This is a genomic window from Pedobacter frigidisoli (assembly GCF_004331675.1).
Classification (GTDB): Bacteria; Bacteroidota; Bacteroidia; order Sphingobacteriales; family Sphingobacteriaceae; genus Pedobacter; species Pedobacter frigidisoli.
This window is the reverse complement of record NZ_SJSN01000032.1, coordinates 1-20,672: the sequence shown is the minus strand read 5'-3', so window position 1 is coordinate 20,672 and position 20,672 is coordinate 1. Positions and strand designations below refer to the sequence as shown.

21 protein-coding genes and 2 pseudogenes are annotated in these 20,672 nt (G+C 36.3%); 15 read left to right on the top strand and 8 right to left on the bottom strand.

The features are described 5' to 3' along the window. From EZ449_RS22760 to EZ449_RS21780, 5 genes and pseudogenes are all read left to right on the top strand, one after another. A pseudogene (locus tag EZ449_RS22760) lies at nt 1-297 on the top strand (hypothetical protein); the annotation flags it as partial. 322 nt (nt 298-619) lie between these two features. After that, nucleotides 620-3,199, top strand: coding sequence for a DNA mismatch repair protein MutS (gene mutS / locus EZ449_RS21795; RefSeq protein WP_262711155.1), 2,580 nt, complete (start codon nt 620-622; stop codon nt 3,197-3,199). Between the two features lie 131 nt (nt 3,200-3,330). Next, the gene (locus EZ449_RS21790; RefSeq protein WP_131562907.1) at nt 3,331-3,828 is read left to right on the top strand and encodes a C40 family peptidase; all 498 of its coding nucleotides are present in this window, start codon (nt 3,331-3,333) and stop codon (nt 3,826-3,828) included. A gap of 134 nt (nt 3,829-3,962) precedes the next feature. Beyond that, nucleotides 3,963-4,430, top strand: coding sequence for a TlpA disulfide reductase family protein (locus EZ449_RS21785; RefSeq protein ID WP_131562905.1), 468 nt, complete (start codon nt 3,963-3,965; stop codon nt 4,428-4,430). A gap of 6 nt (nt 4,431-4,436) precedes the next feature. Beyond that, nucleotides 4,437-5,042: a thioredoxin family protein gene (locus tag EZ449_RS21780; protein WP_131562903.1), complete on the top strand. Its 606-nt coding sequence runs from the start codon at nt 4,437-4,439 to the stop codon at nt 5,040-5,042. Between the two features lie 160 nt (nt 5,043-5,202). On the opposite strand, the gene EZ449_RS21775 is transcribed toward EZ449_RS21780, so the two are convergent. The 4 genes from EZ449_RS21775 to EZ449_RS21760 form a co-directional block, all read right to left on the bottom strand. Further along, the gene (locus tag EZ449_RS21775; RefSeq protein ID WP_131562901.1) at nt 5,203-6,048 is read right to left on the bottom strand and encodes an SDR family NAD(P)-dependent oxidoreductase; all 846 of its coding nucleotides are present in this window, start codon (nt 6,046-6,048) and stop codon (nt 5,203-5,205) included. 121 nt (nt 6,049-6,169) lie between these two features. Beyond that, nucleotides 6,170-7,003 (bottom strand): SDR family NAD(P)-dependent oxidoreductase, encoded by an 834-nt coding sequence (locus tag EZ449_RS21770; RefSeq protein WP_131562899.1) that lies wholly within the window; start codon nt 7,001-7,003, stop codon nt 6,170-6,172. Between the two features lie 82 nt (nt 7,004-7,085). After that, a complete protein-coding gene (locus EZ449_RS21765) occupies nt 7,086-7,997 on the bottom strand; it encodes a helix-turn-helix domain-containing protein (protein ID WP_131562897.1) in 912 nt (303 codons plus the stop codon). Nucleotides 7,998-8,155: 158 nt separating this feature from the next. Continuing rightward, nucleotides 8,156-9,382: a multidrug effflux MFS transporter gene (locus tag EZ449_RS21760; RefSeq protein WP_131562895.1), complete on the bottom strand. Its 1,227-nt coding sequence runs from the start codon at nt 9,380-9,382 to the stop codon at nt 8,156-8,158. Nucleotides 9,383-9,543: 161 nt separating this feature from the next. On the opposite strand from EZ449_RS21760, the gene EZ449_RS21755 reads away from it, so the two are divergent. After that, nucleotides 9,544-10,314 (top strand): queuosine precursor transporter, encoded by a 771-nt coding sequence (locus EZ449_RS21755; protein ID WP_131562893.1) that lies wholly within the window; start codon nt 9,544-9,546, stop codon nt 10,312-10,314. 442 nt (nt 10,315-10,756) lie between these two features. Here EZ449_RS21755 and EZ449_RS21750 read toward each other — a convergent pair whose 3' ends face one another. Both EZ449_RS21750 and EZ449_RS21745 read right to left on the bottom strand, forming a co-directional pair. Then, complete coding sequence (locus tag EZ449_RS21750; protein ID WP_131562891.1) at nt 10,757-11,008, bottom strand: hypothetical protein; 252 nt, start codon at nt 11,006-11,008, stop codon at nt 10,757-10,759. 46 nt (nt 11,009-11,054) lie between these two features. Beyond that, nucleotides 11,055-11,735 carry a DUF3291 domain-containing protein gene (locus EZ449_RS21745; RefSeq protein ID WP_131562889.1) on the bottom strand — a complete coding sequence of 227 codons (681 nt, stop codon included), beginning with the start codon at nt 11,733-11,735 and terminating at the stop codon, nt 11,055-11,057. A gap of 116 nt (nt 11,736-11,851) precedes the next feature. Between EZ449_RS21745 and EZ449_RS21740 the strand changes: the two genes are divergently transcribed. From EZ449_RS21740 to EZ449_RS21700, 9 genes are all read left to right on the top strand, one after another. Further along, nucleotides 11,852-12,340, top strand: coding sequence for a GAF domain-containing protein (locus EZ449_RS21740; protein WP_131562887.1), 489 nt, complete (start codon nt 11,852-11,854; stop codon nt 12,338-12,340). A gap of 2 nt (nt 12,341-12,342) precedes the next feature. Further along, nucleotides 12,343-12,948, top strand: a complete 606-nt coding sequence (locus EZ449_RS21735; RefSeq protein WP_131562885.1) for a DNA-3-methyladenine glycosylase — start codon at nt 12,343-12,345, stop codon at nt 12,946-12,948. Between the two features lie 53 nt (nt 12,949-13,001). Next, nucleotides 13,002-13,490 (top strand): pyridoxamine 5'-phosphate oxidase family protein, encoded by a 489-nt coding sequence (locus EZ449_RS21730; RefSeq protein ID WP_131562883.1) that lies wholly within the window; start codon nt 13,002-13,004, stop codon nt 13,488-13,490. A gap of 67 nt (nt 13,491-13,557) precedes the next feature. Beyond that, on the top strand, nt 13,558-14,853 hold the full coding sequence (gene kynU, locus EZ449_RS21725; RefSeq protein WP_131562881.1) for a kynureninase: 1,296 nt from the start codon (nt 13,558-13,560) through the stop codon (nt 14,851-14,853). 6 nt (nt 14,854-14,859) lie between these two features. Further along, entirely contained in the window at nt 14,860-15,720 is an 861-nt protein-coding gene (locus EZ449_RS21720; protein WP_131562879.1) for a bestrophin family protein, read from the top strand. Then, complete coding sequence (locus tag EZ449_RS21715) at nt 15,721-16,623, top strand: histone deacetylase family protein (RefSeq protein WP_131562877.1); 903 nt, start codon at nt 15,721-15,723, stop codon at nt 16,621-16,623. It begins immediately after the preceding gene. Nucleotides 16,624-16,639: 16 nt separating this feature from the next. Beyond that, nucleotides 16,640-17,326: a pseudouridine synthase gene (locus EZ449_RS21710; RefSeq protein WP_131562875.1), complete on the top strand. Its 687-nt coding sequence runs from the start codon at nt 16,640-16,642 to the stop codon at nt 17,324-17,326. Nucleotides 17,327-17,347: 21 nt separating this feature from the next. Next, a complete protein-coding gene (locus EZ449_RS21705) occupies nt 17,348-17,926 on the top strand; it encodes a hypothetical protein (protein WP_131562873.1) in 579 nt (192 codons plus the stop codon). Between the two features lie 49 nt (nt 17,927-17,975). Further along, on the top strand, nt 17,976-18,710 hold the full coding sequence (locus EZ449_RS21700; RefSeq protein ID WP_131562871.1) for a hypothetical protein: 735 nt from the start codon (nt 17,976-17,978) through the stop codon (nt 18,708-18,710). 24 nt (nt 18,711-18,734) lie between these two features. On the opposite strand, the gene EZ449_RS21695 is transcribed toward EZ449_RS21700, so the two are convergent. Further along, nucleotides 18,735-20,108, bottom strand: coding sequence for an MATE family efflux transporter (locus EZ449_RS21695; protein ID WP_131562869.1), 1,374 nt, complete (start codon nt 20,106-20,108; stop codon nt 18,735-18,737). A gap of 285 nt (nt 20,109-20,393) precedes the next feature. Then, nucleotides 20,394-20,672 (bottom strand): annotated as a pseudogene (locus tag EZ449_RS22890) (IS1634 family transposase); the annotation flags it as partial.

The following is a 20,672-nucleotide window of genomic DNA, read 5'->3' as shown; positions in this document are numbered from 1 at the left end:
CTTGCGCTAAACGACCAGATGATGCAGGTGGAAGAAGTATTCACACCTCACCAATTGGATTATCTAGACGTAGTAAGGCAGCGGGTAGAAGGCGCAACCGAGTTGCAGAAAAACCCCTACAAAAAGCATACGCTTGCCTGGGGAACTTGGTTATTAGCCAGATTGGCGGGATGGAGCGGATACAAATCTCACGGTCCACCTGGATACATTACCATCAAAGATGGCTTCGATAAATTCAACCTACAATTTGTAGTGTATGCCGAAATAATGAAATATAAAGATGTGTGTAAAGATTAGCTATTAGAGGGGAATACAAATTGCCTTGGGCTATTGCAAATCAGACTTCGTTTCTAAACCTGATAGGAACGAGCACGTAGTGTTAGCCCTAGCGGCTAACAACGGAGTAAAGTGGATAGCAGGACTGCAGCATCCGAAAAGTACAGAACCGTTCATTTTCTAATCATAATTAACCATTCCAATCCCTAATTATCCGTTTAATAAATAACAATCTTTCAACTTTTCAACAAAACAGCCGTAGAACGATGAATGATGTTATCTTTATAGCTTTTGCAAATTAATTTCAGTTTTGGCTAAAGACACGAATAAAGAAACCCCGTTAATGCAGCAATACAACGCGATTAAGGCGAAGTATCCTGGTGCACTTTTACTTTTTAGGGTTGGAGATTTTTACGAAACATTTGGTGAAGATGCCATCAAAACCGCACAAATTTTAGGTATCGTATTAACCAGAAGAGGCACCGGTCCGAATGGAGGCGCCTTGGAATTGGCAGGTTTTCCGCATCATTCTTTAGATAATTATTTATCGAAATTGGTTAGGGCAGGGCAACGTGTGGCCATTTGCGACCAGCTTGAGGACCCGAAATTAACCAAGAATATTGTTAAACGTGGTGTTACTGAATTGGTTACGCCTGGGGTGGCTTATGGTGATAATATTTTAAATCAGAAGTCCAATAATTATTTGGCATCTGTTTACTTTGATAAAACACAAATCGGCGTTTCATTTCTAGATATTTCGACCGGGGAATTTATGATTGCTCAGGGAAACAGCGATTATATTGATAAACTTTTGCAGGGTTTTAAACCTACGGAAGTGATTTTTCAGAAATCTAAACGTCAGGTTTTTACAGAAAATTTTGGCGATAGATTCTATACTTTTGGTTTGGATGAGTGGCCTTACACCACTGATTATGCCGAAGAAACGCTAACTAAACATTTCGAAGTTGCCTCGCTGAAAGGGTTTGGGGTAGAGCGTTTGCAAAGTGGAATCGTTGCTGCAGGCGTTATTTTGCATTACTTAGGCGAAACGGAACATCGCAATTTACAGCACATTACTTCGATTAGCAGAATTGAGGAAGACCGCTATATGTGGTTGGATAGGTTTACGATTCGGAATTTGGAATTGGTGCATTCTGCCAATGATAACGCCGTAACTTTATTCGATATCCTCGACCATACTTGCACACCGATGGGCGCTCGTTTACTTCAAAAGTGGATTATTATGCCACTTAAAGAGCTTAAACCAATTGAAGAGCGTTTAGGAATGGTCGATTTCTTTGTGAAAAACACAGAGATTCAGCAGGAATTTTTAACCCATATTAAACAAATCGGCGATATAGAAAGGTTGATTTCAAAGGTTGGTTTGCAACGTGTTGGTCCGAGGGAATTGGTGGCTCTGAAAAGAGCATTGACACATATCGAAGCCGTTAAACACCTTGCTGCGAATTCTAAAAACCCGTTTTTAATTAAAATTGCCGACCAGCTAAATCCTTGCCTGGCGATTCGGGAAAGGATTGAGAGAGAACTTCAACCCGAGCCACCAGCATTATTGATAAAAGGAAATGTAATTAATGATGGCATTGATGAAGATTTAGACCGCTTACGAAAAATTGCTTTCGGTGGTAAAGATTATTTGGTGCAAATTCAAAAACGTGAGGCGGAAGCCACTGGAATTCCATCGCTAAAAATCTCTTTCAATAATGTTTTCGGTTATTATTTAGAGGTTACACATACGCATAAGGATAAGGTACCTGAGGGATGGATTCGTAAACAAACTTTGGTTAACGCGGAGCGATACATTACACCTGAACTTAAAGAATACGAGGAACAAATTTTAGGTGCTGAAGAGAAAATTCAAGCCATCGAAATTCGCTTATACAATGAGTTGATGTACGAAACGGCCAGTTATATCAAACCGATTCAACTCGATTCGTTTCTGATTGCGCAACTCGATTGCTTGTTGTGTTTTGCTCAATTGGCAGAAAAAAACCATTATACTAAGCCGACTGTAAATAGCGATAAAGTGCTTGATATTAAGGGTGGACGCCATCCTGTAATCGAAAAACAGTTACCCGTTGGGCAAGAATACATTACGAACGATGTTTATTTGGATACCGATTCGCAACAAATCATTATGATTACTGGTCCCAATATGGCAGGTAAATCGGCTATTTTACGGCAAACGGCATTAATTGTATTGATGGCGCAAATGGGTTGTTTTGTACCTGCTAAGGCTGCTGATGTTGGTTTAGTAGATAAGATTTTCACTCGTGTTGGTGCATCAGATAACATTTCATCAGGAGAAAGTACATTCATGGTAGAAATGAATGAAACCGCCAGTATTCTAAATAATATTTCTGATGATAGTTTAATTTTATTGGATGAAATCGGTCGCGGAACGAGTACCTACGATGGTATCTCCATTGCCTGGGCCATTGCAGAATTTCTGCATCAACATCCGACTTCCCGTCCGAAAACCTTGTTTGCAACGCATTACCATGAGCTAAACGAATTGGCAAACACGATGCCTCGTATTAAAAACTTCAACGTTTCGGTTAAAGAGATGACGAACAAAGTTATTTTCTTGAGGAAATTGGTTCCTGGCGGAAGTGAGCATAGTTTCGGTATTCATGTGGCGAAAATGGCTGGGATGCCGCCAAAGTTAATCGGTAGAGCTAACGAGATTTTAAAGAAACTAGAAATAGATAGGACAGAGGGACAAAGTATAAAAGACAGTATTAAAAAAGTTCAAAATCAGGCATATCAATTACAAATGTTCGCCATTGATGACCCCGTTTTAGTTAAGATTCGAGATAACCTTAATAATTTGGATGTAAATGCGTTAACACCAGTGGAGGCGTTGCTTAAATTGGATGAGATACAAAGGTTGATAAAAAATTAGGTTAGCCGCAGATTCGCAGATTGAATCTGCCACGGAAACACGGAATATCACGGATTTTTTAAAGATTTAAGTATCTCATAATAAAAAGTTTTACAAAATAATCTGCGAATCTGCGGCAAAAAAATAAAGGTATGTTAAAAACGAAATATTCTTTTTGGCTAGTTTTAATACTCTCACTTGTTTTAACTGCCTGTGGTTCTAGGAAATATACTGTTAAAAGCGATACAAAAGCTGCAAAGGCAGCAGATGCGATGTCGAACTTAAAAAGCAAACAGCTTTACAGATTCATTACTGATTGGACTGGCGTAAAATATCGTTTCGGCGGATTGGATAAAAGCGGTATTGATTGTTCTGGCTTTGCGTTTTTATTAGAGAAAGAAATTTATGGTGTAACCTTGCCCCGAATTTCACGCGACCAGGCCAAGGCTGTAAATAAAAAAAGCATCGATAACTTAAAAGAGGGTGATTTGGTTTTCTTTTCATTCGGAGGAAATGATGTTGACCATGTTGGTGTTTATCTGAATAACGGCTTTTTTGTACATGCAAGTACAAATAGAGGTGTAATTGTTGATGATTTGAATTTACCTGCCTATCAAAGAGTTTTAGTAAAATCGGGCTCGGTTAATTAAATAGTCTCTTTGCTCAACATCCAAATAAAATTCAACCATATAAGACATATAAGAACATATTAGCTTAAATGTTCTTACGTGTCTTATATGGTAAAATAAACAAACTAAAACCCCTCAATTTTCGTTATAAAACTATGCGTGTGTTTTTTATAATCTGCTTATCTTTAATTACTTATTCGGTTAATGCACAAGTGAAGATGCTTACGCTTGATGATTTGGAGAGACGCATCGCTAAAGGAAAAGACACTACTTATGTAATCAATTTTTGGGCAACATGGTGTTCGCCGTGTGTGGCAGAGTTGTCGAATTTTGAAAAACTAAGATTAGCCAACCTCAAGAAACCTGTTAAAGTACTTTTAGTGAGCTTGGATTTTAAATCAAAATTGCAGAAAGAAGTTATTCCATTTGTACAAAAGAATAATATTAAAGCCGAGGTTTTCCTTTTAAATGAGCCAGACCAACAGCAATACATCGAACGAATTGATAAAAAGTGGTCGGGAGCGATACCTGCAACTTTGTTTGTGAATAAGGAAGTAAGGCGCTTTTACGAAAAAGAATTTACCGAAACGGAACTCAAAAATACTTTGTTAAACTTAAAATAGAATATCATGAAAAATTTATTTTTAATTGGTTTTATGTTGGTTTCAAGCTTCAGCTTTGCCCAAAATGAGGGTTATAAAGTTGGCGATGTAGTTAAAGATTTTGCATTAAAAAATGTTGATTCGAAAACGGTTTCGCTCGCTGATTTCAAAGATGCGAAAGGATACATTGTTGTTTTTACCTGCAATACTTGTCCTGTGGCTAAGGGATATCAGGAAAGAGTTTCGGCATTGAATACATCTTACGCAAGCAAAGGTTATCCTGTTGTGGCTATCAATCCTAATGATGCTGGCGCCGTTCCTGATGAAAGCTTTGAGAAAATGCAGGCCTTGGCCAAAGAAAAGAATTTTAGTTTTCCTTATTTGTTAGACCCAAATCATATAGTAACCAAACAGTTTGGCGCTTTAAAAACACCTCATGTTTTTGTGTTGAGTAAAACAAATAAAGGAAATGTAGTGGAGTATATCGGAGCGATTGATAATGATTCGGAGGGTGAAAATTCTACTAAAATTAATTATGTTCAAAATGCGATTAATGAATTATCAGCAGGCAAAAAACCTACAATATCATCAACGAAAGCAGTTGGTTGCAGTATAAAATGGAAAAAGGGATAATTGCTTATCCCTTAATATTGTTGTCATTCTGAATGCAATGAAGAATCTCAGAGCTATGGAAAACTAATGCAAATAGCCATCGAACCCAAAACAGGTGAGGTAAGTTTGAACAGTGCAAATCGGTTAGAGATTCTTCACTGCGTTCAGAATGACAAAGAATCTAAACTTCATCAAAATTTGTCGCTGTCGCTAAAGCTTTCCAGTCTTCCATATCTTTCTGTACATCAGCGATTTTTGCATTTGCAACGTGGTAAGCATCAGGACCTAAAAATAAATGTACAGGTGCATTTTCGCTTTCAGCAGCGGCGATAATTACATCAATACCTTTTGCAGGGTCGCCTGGTTGTTGGTTATTGATGTCGTTTTGATGTGCAGCTTGTGAGTCACGAACTTCTTTGTAGGCATCAATCGGATTTTTTGGAACGGCCAATGAACCTGAAGTTAAAAATTCTGTTCTAAAGTAACCAGGCTCAACAACTGTAGCTTTTATGCCAAGCGATTTTACTTCGCCAGCAAGTGATTCTGTAAAGCCCGCAACGGCAAATTTTGTAGCACAATAAATTCCGAAGCCAGGGAAGTTTCCAGAAAATCCGCCAATTGAAGAGATGTTGAAAATATGTCCTGATTGTTGTTTCCTCATTTGAGGCAACGCTTTTCTAATCACATTTAAAGAACCGAAAACGTTTACATCGAAATTTTCACGAGATTCTTTATCGCTCAATTCCTCTAAAGCACCAAGCATTCCGTAACCTGCATTGTTCACTACAACGTCTAACTGTCCGAATTTGCTGATGGTTTGACTTATTGCCGATTCAACGCTTTCCTCGTTAATTAAATCAACTGCTAGCGGCAAGAAGTTTTCAAACTCGCCAACCGCTTTCGATAAATCGCTTAAGTTTCTCGATGTTGCAGCAACATTATGTCCAATGCTTAATAATTTTTTTACTAATGTTAGTCCGAGGCCTTTTGAAGCGCCTGTAACGAACCATACTTTATTATTTTCCATGATTTTTGTTTTTTAAATATTTATAACCTTTTCGTCATTTCGAGGCACGAAGCAATCTTAATGCGTTGCATTTCGCTAGCTAGTGTTGTAGGATTGCTTCGTACCTCGCAATGACGATTTACTAATAATCTGTTGAAATTGTTATTGCTTTCCAATCCTGATATTGTTTTATTAGCGCATCATTTTTTGTGGTTGCTCTTTGCAAAGCATCATTCCCTAAAAGCAAATGAATAGGAGGGTTTGGCATACTTGCCAAAGAAATCATCGCTGCAGCAGCTTTTTCTGGGTCGCCAGCTTGTGTGCCATCCATTTTTAAATATCTTGCATGTACCGCTCTAACTTCTTCATAAGCATCGATTGGATTTTTCGCAAGTACTAAAGATTCTTCTGTAAGAAAACTTGTTCTGAAAGCACCAGGTGCCACAACTGTAACCTTAATGCCGAATTCTTTCAGGTCTTCAGCCAATACTTCTGATAAAGCAATCACAGCTGCTTTTGCTGCAGCGTAAACCGCCCAACCTGTTGCACCGACAATACCAGCGATTGAAGCAATATTAATAATGTGGCCTGAGCGTTGCGTTCTTAAATGCGGACTCGCTTTTCTAATTACATTTAGTGTTCCGAATACGTTTATATCGAAAGCGTTTCTCGTTTCTTCATCGGTTAATTCTTCGATACTGCCGCCAATGCCGTAGCCTGCGTTGTTAATTACAACGTCAATTCGTCCGAATTGAGCAACCGTTGCATTAATGGCATGTCCTACACTTAACTCGTCAGCAAGGTTTACGGCTAAGGGAAGAAATTTTTCAGAATTTGAATTTACTGCCGCAATTAAATCGTTTACATTTCTGGAAGTTGCCGCGACAGATTGACCTGCTTTTAATAATTGGTTTACTAAACTTAGTCCTAATCCTTTAGATGCACCAGTTACAAACCAAACTTTTTTAAGTCCCATAATTTTATCCTTTTTGTTAAGACAAAATTACTGTGGGAATTGAAGTTTAATGTTACGTCAATCAAACTGATGATTACGAAATTCAAACAATACGATAAGAAGTAGGAGTATGGTTGGTTAATTTTTTGAAAAAGTTGTTGAAATGTGTTGGCTCTTCAAAGCCTAAACAATAACCGATTTCCGAGATATTCCAATCCGTATGCTTAAGTAAAGCCATGGCTTCGCTTAATAAACGTTCCGTGATATAATGTGTAGTGGTCTTGCCTGTTGTCTCTTTTATGGCTCTATTTAGGTGGTTTACATGTACCGAAAGTTGAGTTGCGTAATCTTTTGCCGAGCGCATGGTAAATCTTTGCGATGGGTTTTCAATAGGGAATTGTCTCTCCAATAATTCCGTAAAAACTGAGGTAATTCGGGAATTAGCATCAGGATGTTTGTATAAAACTTCTGAGGGTTCTGTTTTAAGCGCAAAGTGCGTTATTTCGGTGGTGTAGTTTCTTAACAAGTCATATTTATACATGTAATCGCTATTAATTTCATCCAACATTTTTTCGAAAATAGAAGATACATGAGCGTCTTGCTGCTCATTTAAAACATAAGCCGGTTTCCCACCAACGGCGAACATTGGTAAATCGCCAATGTTACCTCTAATTTTTTCAGTAAAGAAAGCTTCCGTAAAAATGCAGAAAAAGCCTCTTACATCGCTCATTTTACCGCTTGCCAATTCCCAGGTATAAGGTACTTGTGGGTTAAAAAACATGAGTGCCGTTCCATTAATCTCTACGCTTTTATCAGCATAATGATAAATGTTATGACCGCGATTTAAAGCGATTTTGTAGAAATCTCTTCGGCTGTAATTCATTGGTGGTTTATCATCGCCAATACAATCTTCCATTCTAAAAACATTAAAATGCCCAATGTCTTTTTGTAAGTTGTCTGGTAAAAAATCAAACTTCTTTTGATAAAACTCTTCTATGGATTCTGACTTACTCATAAATCAAAGTTACAAAATTCAAACTAACTTCATAATTACTGTTTTTATGGTTAGTAGAGAACTATGTGCAGAATGACTCATGGGTTTATAAATTACTTATGAATATTTGCTATGTCTTATGCCGAACTTGTTTAGGATCTATTTTGCAACCTGCTAAATTAATGACTGGCTACAGCAGCATCAGCAGATGCTTCAATTTCAGTTTTGATAAATGTTTTTCCGATTAGCAAGCAAAATAAGGCAATAAATGCTGCAACCGTCATAACCAAAGGCATCGGGACTACTGAGTGCTCACTAAATAAACTAACCATTACCGATGCTAAAGCGCCTAATCCCATTTGTAAAGCGCCCATCAAGGCAGATGCACTTCCAGCATTTTTGCTGAATGGTGCTAATGATAATGCTGCTGCGTTTGGATTAATAAATCCCAAACAACATAAGAATAATGCTATAAAACCGATTGTTGAATATAAATTTAGCCAATTGTTCAACGCAAAAACTAAGAATATTAAGCTAAAAACACACTGAGCCAAAAGTGCCCATTTTACAATTTGCTTGCTGGTAAACCATTTTAAGATTAAGCTATTCACCTGACTTGAGCCAATAAAAGTAACGGATAATATTGCGAAAATCCAACCGTAGCCTGTTTTGCTTACTTGATAAATTTTAATAAAAACTGTTGGCGATGACGAAACGTAAGCTAACAAACCTGAAAAGGTTATCGAACTGATGAGAGCGTAAGTAGAAAACTGAGGTTCTTTTAAAACCGTTAAAAAACTGTTTAAAATTGGTTTCGGCTTTAGAGAATAATTCGGGTCTGGTTTATAACTTTCTGGTAGTTTAAAAATTGAGGCCAATAACATCAATATGGCCATGAAACCAAGAAACACAAATACAGATTTCCAGCCTAAAGCAGCAATTAAATAACCACCAGCAGTTGGGGCAAGCATCGGCGAAACAGCAATAACCAACATTAAGGAAGCAAAAACTTTCGGACTTTCCTCAACCGAAAATAAATCGCGAACCATGGCAACCGAAGCAACGGCTGTAGCACAACTTCCTATGGCTTGTATAAAACGAAGAACGATTAATTGGTTAACATCGGTAACTGCTAAACATAAAAAAGACGCAACGATGTAAAGCACCAAGCCAAAATACAATGGTTTTTTACGCCCGTATTTATCTAACAATGGACCATAAAGCAATTGACCAGCAGAAATCCCGATAAAGAAACTGGATAATGAAAGGGCCACGGTAGATTCTGTGCTTTTTAAATCTTTAGCAATGTCCACAAAGCCAGGCAGATACATATCAATCGAAAACGGGCCAAGAGCCGCCAATGAACCTAAAATTAAAATAAGATAGAAGTGCTGTTTCTTAGCCATGTGGGTTTCCGATTTTTGAAGCCGCAAAGATTGTGAGATTTAAGTTCTTAAACTATTTTTAAGGTTGAATGATTGTCAAATATAAGTCCCTACTCAAGCTTAGGTAGAATAAATATTTAAATAAATGAATCTGCCGCGAATTATTTTTAAATTTATCGTCTATGACTTTTAAAAATAAAGAAAGCCGTTTACTTCTCGTTCTGGGAAGTTTTTTTGTGGCAAATGCAATTTTATCAGAGTTTATCGGCGTTAAATTATTCAGTGTTGAAGAAACATTGGGCTTTAACAAGTTCGATATTAACTTATTTGGTGTTCCAAATCTTTCATTTGTAATGTCGGCGGGTGTGCTCACTTGGCCAATCATTTTCATCATGACGGATATTATCAATGAATATTTTGGAGTGAAACAAGTTCGGTTTTTATCTATTCTAACTTCAATATTAATTGCTTTTGCCTTTATGGTGGTTTGGGGTTCGATGCATTTAAGCGCTGCCGATTTTTGGGTACACCAAAACATTAATGGCAAAGATTTGAATATGAACAATGCATTTGCAGGAATATTCGGGCAAGGAATGTGGATTATTGTTGGTTCCATTATCGCCTTTATTGTTGGTCAGCTGGCCGATGTTTTGATTTTTCATCGCATAAAGAAAATAACAGGAGAGAAGTCTTTATGGTTGCGAGCTACGGGTTCGACAGTGGTTTCTCAACTGATTGATAGTTTCGTGGTAATTTTTATCGCATTCTACCTCAATCCTCAATACCATTATAGCTGGCAAATGGTTGCGGCAATTGGCTTGGTTAATTACACCTACAAATTTATCGTCGCGATATTAATGACTCCGATTCTTTATGTTGTGCATGCGATTATTGATGGTTATTTAGGGAAAGATTTAGCCAGAAAATTAACCGAAATGGCAGGGAGAGGTTAAGGAATATATGGCTAACTAAGCCTAACTATTATTTAAACTTACCGTAGTCAAGCAGGATAATGTATCATATCGTTACGGTGTTATGATTAGACCCCATGATCATTTCCTGTAATAATCTGCTGATTAAAAAGCCGATGAGGTCTGTAACACTTCCATTTCACTTGCCTAATTTATATAAATAGCGCTGGTATACTGATAAGTTGAAATCTTAAAAAAATTGATTTTCTATCAAACATCTTATTTATTTGGCGATATTTACCATCCGAATTATGTTTCGTTTGTTTGTTTATTGATCTGTATTTCAGTATTTTAAGTTGTTTTAATTAAATAAATATCATCTATGAAATCAAATTTTAAGACAAAATAAGATGTAAATTACAAAATAAAATTCTGTTAATAAACATAACTAACTGTAAATAAATAAGTTATGATATTTACCTAATTAAAATTGATGTCTTTTGTAAGCGGAAGTAAAATCAGTTCTCATTAGCTTAAATCGTTCGATTACTGTTGAGATAAACTCTTCGTCCAATATTTCGAATACATCATTTACACCTCCTCCACTTAAATCTAATTCGGCCAACTTATAACTCTGCTCAAATGTGCCTTGTTCAATTTTCACAATATACTTTTGATTCATTGAGAAAATAGTAATCTTACATTCTGGATGTGGAAGCTCTGCAATAACTCTCATATTTAAATTATAATGACTTGGAGGTTTAGTGTTATTTGATTTAGTTTTATATATATTGACCGTTTAACGTTCCCCAGCTATCGATAATTTCAAACCTGGCAAATAACTCTTCTGAGTACCATTGACGCTCTCTAGTAAGTTTTATCACGTCCGAATGATCAAAGGATTTATAGGCATAATTTTTCATGCTTTCGGCATCTCTCCAAATGGAAAAGGTTGCTTGGTCTGAGAATGGATTTTCGCCAACGCCTGCAGAAAAGATAAAACCATCAGCATTTCGCATAGCAATTGCTGCCCGCTTAATATTACTTTTGAATTCCCTTAGCTTTGTAAACTTAACGGCAGCCCTAGTAATGACGGCAATCTTACCGCTATAAGTAGTTTTATTTTCAGCTTTAAAAGGCTGTATGCCTGACCATAAACCATGTGATGATAAAGGGTTGAGTAAAATTGTAAACTCCTCTTTTCCAAAATAACGAAACCATTTAATTGGAAACGATCTTTTATAAAATTGATCGCAATCTCCCTTATTGTCCCAAGTGGTAAGGATGGCCCAATGCTTAAAATCTGGACTGAGATCTACTTGCGCATCTTTTCCACTGCCCATTAATTTCCAAAATCTACATTTTTTGTTTAACCAAAGCGGAAAGCGCAAAATGGCCATCCCTAGAAATGCAAAGGGAATGGTGGTGTTTCGAAATTTTGTGATGGTTAAAGCTACAATCATTCTTTTTAAGGATAACTCCGTCAAAACTAATGAATTTACCACTACTATCTTTTCAAAATTTTGTCATTATCAAAACGAAAACCTGAAATAAGATAAATCCTAATTAACTTTGTGCTATGGCAGAAGATTTAACAATAAACAGAACCGCAACTAAAGAGGAGCAATATCAAGCATTATTACCTCAAATCGAGGGATTAGTATTTGGTGAGACTGATTTCGTTGCCAACATGGCGAATGTTTCTGCCGCACTAAAAGAACAGTTTAATTGGTTTTGGGTTGGTTTTTATTTAGTTAAAAACGACGAATTGGTTTTAGGTCCATTTCAAGGGCCAGTTGCTTGTACTCGAATTAAGAAAGGCAAAGGTGTTTGCGGTTCATCGTGGCAAAAAAGTAAAACCTTAATTGTACCTGATGTAGATCAATTTCCAGGACACATCGCTTGTGCCTCAGCCTCAAAATCTGAAATCGTTTTGCCGCTAATCAAAGATGGGGAAGTGATTGGCGTTTTGGACGTTGATAGTGAGTTCTTAGATTATTTCAATGATACTGATCAGGTTTATTTAGAAAAAGTTATAACTATTTTATTAAATCAATACATTAATTAAAATTGAAGCTATCTCCAGCTTATTACCTTAACGAAGATGTGGTTGGTCTTGCAAAAGACCTCTTAGGAAAGGTGCTTTTCACTAAAATCAATGGTCAAATTTCTGCGGGCATAATTGTAGAAACAGAAGCTTATTTCGGTATTAAAGATAAGGCATCTCATGCTTATGGCGGTCGACGAACTAATCGTACCGAAACAATGTATAGTCAAGGTGGTGTAGCTTATGTTTATTTATGCTATGGAATGCACAATCTTTTCAATGTTGTTAGTTCCGTAAAAGATGATCCTCATGCTGTTTTAGTTAGAGCCATTGAGCCATTACTTGGCAAAGCATTTATGGAGGAAAGAAGAAATATGCTGGTTACAAAGGCTGCAATATCTTCTGGACCAGGTTCTGCTGCCAAAGCCCTTGGGATAGATCGAAGCTTCAATTCAAAGGATTTAAGTGGAGATGAAATTTGGATTGAAGATCATCAAATCTATTATTCAGATGAAGAAATTGTTGCATCTCCGCGTGTAGGCATTGCTTATGCACAAGAACATGCTTTATTGCCATGGCGGTTTTTTGTTTTAGGTAATAAATATGTAAGCAAACCGAATAAGGTTTAGTTTGAATCAAACATTTCTGTACTAACCCTGTTTTCATTTAAATACCTATAAAAATGAAAAACGAGAAAAATATAGCAATTTTAAAAGAGATGGCAGAAAGCGTGCGAACTTGTATGTTCACCACTTTTTCTGCAAACGATGAATTTGGAAGCCGTCCGATGGGCACGGCAAAAATTGAGGATGACGGCAGCATTTGGTTTTTTACAAACGAATATTCGCCAAAATCAAAAGAGATTTCAAAAGAAAATAATGTATTATTGGCTTATAGCGATCCATCTAAAAATACTTACCTAACTGTTAAGGGTAAGGCTGAGTTGGTCGATGATCAAGTAAGAAAAGAAGCTTATTTCTCTCCATTTGTAAAAGCATGGTTTCCTGATGGAATTGAAGATCCAAGACTGATATTAATTAAGGTAACTCCAGAAGAGGCCGAATATTGGGATGCATCATCTTCTAAAATTGTGGTCCTTTTTAGCATGTTAAAAGCTGTTGTTACTGGCGATACACCAGATTTAGGAAAACATGATACCATGAAGTTTTAAAATATTTATCACTTCTTTAAAGAGCAGGATTGGAAACAATACCTGCTTTTTTTGTAATATTGAGGCAATGAACTTAGAAAACAACTTAGCGTTCGCCAAGGCTCAAGATGAGGCTGATGAATTAAAGGATTTTAGAAATCAATTTTTGTTTCCAAAACATAATGAGAAAGAATTTATATACCTATGTGGTAACTCATTAGGCTTACAACCTAAAGTAGCGAGAGAGGTATTAGGTAAGCAATTAGACAATTGGGCAAACTATGCTGTGGAGGGTTGGTTTGATGGTGACGAGCCTTGGATGTTTTATCATAAGGAGCTTAAAAAATTGATGGCTCCGATTGTTGGTGCTTTGCCAGAGGAAGTTTGCCCAATGAATACGCTAACAGTAAATCTTCATTTATTGATGGTGAGCTTTTATCAGCCTGAAAGCAGGCGATTTAAAATTATAATGGAAGGCGGCGCTTTCCCGTCAGATCAATATGCCATTGAAAGCCAGGTCAGGTTTCATGGTTTCGATCCAAAAGAAGCGATTATAGAGGTTTTCCCTAGGGATGGTGAAGATATTCTTCGTACAGAAGATATCATTGCTAAAATTGAGGAAAATGCTGATGAGATCGCATTAGTGCTTTTCGGAGGGATAAATTATTATACAGGCCAATGGTACGATATGCAAGCGATAACTAAAGCTGGTCATGATATTGGTGCAATTGTAGGTTGGGATCTTGCCCATGCCGCAGGAAATGTTCCGGTTAAGCTGCATCATTGGGATGTAGATTTCGCTTGTTGGTGCTCTTACAAATATCAAAATTCTGGTCCTGGTGGTATCAGTGGAATTTTTGTTCACCAGAAACATTTCGGAAATGCAGGTTTAAATCGTTTTGCCGGATGGTGGGGCTATCAAGAAAACAAGCGCTTTAAGATGGAAAAAGGATTCGTGGCAGAAGCTGGAGCGGATGGCTGGCAAATCAGCTGTACGCAGGTAATGCCCATGGCGTTATACCATGCTTCACTTCAAATTTTCGAAAAAGCTGGCTTTATGGTTCCGCTTAGAGAGAAAAGTATTGCTTTAACAAGCTACCTGGAATTCGTTATAGGTGAAGTGAATAAGGATTTAGGTTTTGAGCAGTATAAAATCATTACACCAAAAAATCCTAATGCAAGAGGTGCTCAATTATCAATCATCGCAAAAGAAAAAGGAAAACAAATTTTTGATGGTTTAGTTGAAAATCATATTCTTGGCGACTGGCGTGAGCCTGATGTAATTCGGCTGAGCCCAATACCGCTTTACAATTCATTCGAAGATATTTATTTAACCGGGCAAGCCTTGCTTTCTGTCACAAAAGAAGTTTTAAACTCCAACTAAAAAAGTATGATCAATTACAACCCGAAAGACTGGTTTACGTTTATATTTCATGTTCATAAGGCCGATACTATTCACAAGTTATGGCCTCTAATGATAAGCATGTCGATTTTTTCAGCTTTCGTTGCATTCTTAGAGCTAAATGTTTTCAAACTTTCCAAGAGCGATTACGTTAGTAATATTGGCATGATGCACAGTCTTCTCGGCTTTGTGATCTCTATGCTACTGGTTTTTAGAACCAATACTTCTTACGATAGATGGTGGGATGGCAGGAAGTTGCTTGGAGCGCTTACCAACGTTAGTCGAAATTTTGCAATGAAAATTAAGGCGCTAAAACTTCCAGATGAAGACACCCGTTTTTTCGAATATGGTATTCCTAAGTATGCTTTTGCATTAAAAGAGCATTTAAGAGAAAAGAAATATTTTGGCAAAAATAGTTTTCTAATCGAAGTTGAAGAGAGCAAGCATATTCCAAACCAAATTGCGGGAAGTATAATCTTAAGATTATATGAACTTACCTCGCAGGGATTAATTTCGCAAGAGCAACTTATCGTTTTAACGAATGATGTGAATCAGTTTACCGATATCTGCGGAGGCTGTGAGCGAATAAAAAATACCCCCATCCCTTTTTCTTACAGTGCGTTTATTAAGAAATTCGTTTTTATCTATGTACTCACCATTCCAATTGGATGGGTGTTTAGCTTGGGTTATTATTTAGTATTAATTGTTCCCTTTATCCTCTATGTATTAGCGAGTTTGGAGCTTATAGCTGAAGAAATTGAGGATCCATTTGGTTATGATGCAAATGACTTGCCTGTTGATCAAATCTGTAATAATATTGAGAAGCATGTAGAAGAGATTTTAAGTTAAATGATTAAGATTGCTTGGCATCCTTTATACGCTCATCCATTACCTGACGGACATCGTTTTCCGATGTTGAAGTATGAATTAATTCCAGAACAATTATTGCATGAAGGTACTATAGAGCAAGAAAATTTATTTTGCCCTGAAGTAGTATCAGAAGAAATTATTCTGCTTACTCACGATAAAAACTATTGGGAGCAATTGCGTGATTTAACTTTATCATCCAAAGAGCAACGGCGAATTGGATTTCCCTTAAATGCGCAATTGGTCGAGCGAGAATTGAGAATTACACGGGGAACAATAGATGGAACACATTTCGCAATGAATAATGGAATTGCATTTAATGTTGCAGGTGGGACCCATCATTCTGGTAGTAATTGGGGTGAGGGTTTTTGTTTATTAAATGATCAATCAATTGCAGCTAACTATCTGTTAAATAAAAATTTAGCTAGTAGTATATTAATAATCGATTTAGATGTGCACCAAGGTAATGGCACTGCAGAGATTTTCAAAAACGAGCCAAGAGTTTTTACTTTTTCTATGCATGGTGATAAGAATTTCCCATTTCGAAAAGAAACTTCAAATCTTGATGTTCCATTGGATGATGGCCTACAAGATGATGAATACCTTAATTTATTAGATAAAAATTTGACCAAGGCTTTCGAAAGTTCAAAACCAGATTTTGTTTTTTTCTTAGCTGGTGTCGATGTTCTTTCTACAGATAAGTTGGGTAAACTAGCTTTGAGTAAAATGGCTTGCAAGGATCGTGATAAGTTGGTTTTAACAGCTTGCAAAAACAAGAATCTTCCAGTTCAAGTCAGTATGGGCGGTGGATATTCAGCAGATATTAAAGATATTGTAGATGCGCATTGCAACACTTACCGATTAGCATTCGATATATTCTCTTAATTCTTATCTTCGCCGCATGTTGGAGATTATTTATCAGGACGAACATTTAATTGCAATTAATAAACCACATGGCTTATTGGTACATCAATCTTCGATTGCGAGAGATGCCACTGAATTTGCGCTTCAACTGTTACGCGACCAGGTCGGAAAAAAAGTTAGTCCTGTACATCGATTGGATAGAAAAACTAGTGGAATCTTATTATTTTCTTTTGATAAACCTACTGAAATTGCTATGCAACAGCAATTTATGAATGCAGAAACTCATAAAAAATACCTAGCAATATTAAGAGGTTTTACTCCTGATTTCATGGATATTGATTATCCTTTGGCAAAAGAGAATGGAACCATTCAGGAAGCTTTTACTTCTTTTAAGACCTTGCAAAAGGCTGAGGTTGATGTTGCATTTGGTAAACATTTAACCTCGAGATATTCATTAGTTGAGGCTAAGCCAACAACTGGTCGCATGCACCAATTAAGAAGACATTTTAGCCATATTTTACATCCTATTATTGGCGATAGAACCCATGGCTGTAATAAGCAGAATAAATTCTTTGTAGATCAATGGAATATGTCTACTATGTTATTGCATGCATCAGAATTAAGTTTCACACATCCAGTGACTTTTGAAAAAATTCATATAAAAGCCGATTTGCATGATGAGTTTAAAAGGGTGATAAATTTTCTTGGTTTTACGCAATACTAAAATATTAAAAAATATTTAACGATGAGATATTTTATCTTTTTATCCTTAGTATTCATTGCTAAGCTATCTGTTTCACAAACTATTAGTGATTATGTTATTAAAACAAATGGAGATACTATTAAGTGTGAAATCAAAGAAGAGCTATTGGGAGCAGTCAAGTATAAGGCCGTTGGTTCTGACAATTATATTAAGGTTAAGGCGAAAGATATAAAAGAATATTTTTCCACTAAGGATGAATATCCGCATATATTAATTGCTCATCCAAATGGATACACAAGTACCCTAGAACGTATTGAAAGCGGGAAAATTAAACTATATAAAGAAACTAGTGATATTTATTTACAGCATGGCGCAACAGGTGTAGCATCAAGAAACACATCAATTCAATGGTTTGCAGAAAAAGATAATTCTGGTATTAAACTTATTAAAACAAATCAGATAATCAATCTAACAAATAGTAAGAGCAAACGCAAGGGAAATTTTTACGAACTAATTGCCGATAATATACTTTTGGCTTCTGAATTTAAGGATATTGATAGCTACTCGATTGACGAGATAAGAAATATAATTAAAAGATATAATCAGCAAGCTAACGAGTAATTTAATTTTTGCACAATTTTTGACTTGAAAATCTGTTTATAAATCATCTATGAATAAATACTTACGTTTATCTTTCCCAGTTTTAGCGCTTTTTGCAAGCAGTTGTTCTTCAGTTTACATGCCAAACGTACCCAATACACCAATGCTAAGTAAGCAAGGAGAGTTTAGTGGTGGCGGACATATTTCCCTTAAAGGCAATGCCAGCATTAATGGTGCTTATGCTGTTTCCGATCATATTGGCGTAATTTTTAGCGGTTCTACAATGAATAGCGAAAGACGAACTAAAGACTTTGGACACAAGCTGATTGAAATTGGAGGAGGTTATTTTGATACTTTTGGTCCAGATAACAATAGAATTATAGAAATTTATGGTGGTGTTGGAAAGGGTTGGAGTGATATTACTTTCAGAGATTATAAGGACGATGTATTAATTAGCAATGAAGTTCAAGAGGTAGATTATCGAAAATCTTTTCTTCAAGTTAACTACAGTTCAAAAAAGAAAAATAATCTAAGGCTTTTCGGAACTGATTTCCCAATAAATTATGGAACTGCTTTGAGAATAAGTCACGTGAAAATGGATAGATTCTTTTTAAATGGTGTGGTTCAACCTAAGGAAGATAATATTTTCTTTGAGCCAATCTTTTTTACCCGAATGGGATTGAGCAAGAATATCCAGCTTCAATACACTACAAGCAGCAATATTGGTTTAAAAAGCAGAAAATATATGTCTGCAGGTAATTCTATTTTTACCCTTGGTATTGTTGTTAATGTTGGTGGAAAATAAATTTAGTGGTCGAGGAAAATTTAGCTAAAGTGTTTCTGCAATTTTCAAGTTAAGTGATCTAGTTTTATTTTGAAACCGAAGAAACAATAGGATAGAAGCCGTTAGCAATCCAAAAGTTAACCCATACCAAATGCCGTTTACGCCTAAACCAAACTGAAAACCTAATAAATAGCCAACTGGAATTCCAACCACCCAATAAGCCAAAAATGTAATAAACGTTGGAATATTTACATCGCCAATGCCACGGAGAATACCTAAGCCCACAACTTGGGTTCCATCAAATAGTTGAAAGAAACCAGCAATAATTAATAGTTGGGCTGCAATTGGAACAACCTTTAAATCTTCAGTATAAATAAAAGGCATAATGTTGTGAGCCAAAACAAAAATGATTGCTGTACAGCTCATGAATAATAAAATAACATGATAACTGGCAATAGCTGATTTGCGTAGATCCTCAAAGTTATTCTTGCCGAAATTATTGCCGGTTTTAATTGTTGCAGCCGAAGCTACACCACCAGCCATCATATAAGTCATTGCCGCCAAACTAATTGCAATTTGGTGAGCTGCTTGCTCAACTGCTCCAATTGTTCCGATAAGTACGGCAGCTCCACTAAAAGCACTTATTTCAAAAGAATATTGCATGGCAACAGGCGCACCAATTTTAATAATCTTCAAAGCCCTAATTTTATCAATAAAATTAATCTTATAGCCAACCAAGTATTTTTTGAAGTTCTGCGATTTTAAAACATAAATTCCCATTACCGTCGCCATCAAAAGTCGATCGATCAGTGTACTCCATCCAACACCACTAACTCCCATAGATTTAATACCGAACATACCTTTTACGAAAATTATTCCTAAGATAATATTCAGTGCATTACCCCAAATCGAAATAAACATTGCTTGTTTGGTAAATCCCAAACCCTCGGCAAACTGTTTAAAGGTTTGAAAAATGAGTAGAGGAATGATAGAAATAGATAATAAACCCAAATATGGCTTAGCATAATAAACAACTGCTGGAGTTTGGTTTAAATGATCTATCACTAACAGAACGCCAAAATGAACGAGTACATAAAGAAATATCCCGACGAGCACATTAATGATCAGGCTATTGGATAAAAGCTTTCCGCATTCTTCATGGTTTTGTCTACCATTTTCTTGGGCAATCAGGGGAGTTAATCCGTAGGAAATGCCCAAACCAATTACCATAATCAATATGAAAATGCTATTCACTAAAGAGACTGCGGCAAGCTGTGTGGTATCGGTAAAATGCCCCACAATAATACTATCTGCCATGTGTACTAAAGTATGCCCAACCTGTGAACCCACAATTGGCATCGCCAAATGAAGATTTTCTTTGTAGTAAGGTTTATATTTGGCGTAGATTTTAGGAAACATAAGTCTGCAAAGGTCGGTTTTTTAACCTTATAAATTATTGCTCACCTAAAGTTAATTTCGAGGTATTAAAATTTGTAATTATTGTGTCTTAATAAGAAGCACCAAAAAATGCATATTTACTTTACAGCTGTAAAATATTCTTCCTTCTCTGACGTATGTGTTCTAATTACGTTGGTAAGAATCAAATTTACCAATACCTTTTGTGCCTTGCGATAAGAACACCTTAACAGTTTACTAAATTCCTTGAGTGTTATCTTTTCATTTTCTCCTGACTTCGCCAATGCGTCACCCAAATTGAGATTTCCAAAAATCATCGGAAAATAGTGGTTCGATTGCTTTCTGTCTTTCGGTAATAATCATTGTTTTACTCATGATCTTTCCGCTGTTTGGTAATTTTATTTTCAGTGTTGTGACCGTCTTAGCAACTTCCAAGACCTTATCTACACTGATCTTATACCGATTATTCTTTAGTATACGTTCTAGTTCTTTATAGACCTTATAAGCTACAAAACAGATACATACATGAGCTTCTATTCGTTTGGGAGTAAAGTGGAACATCGGTCT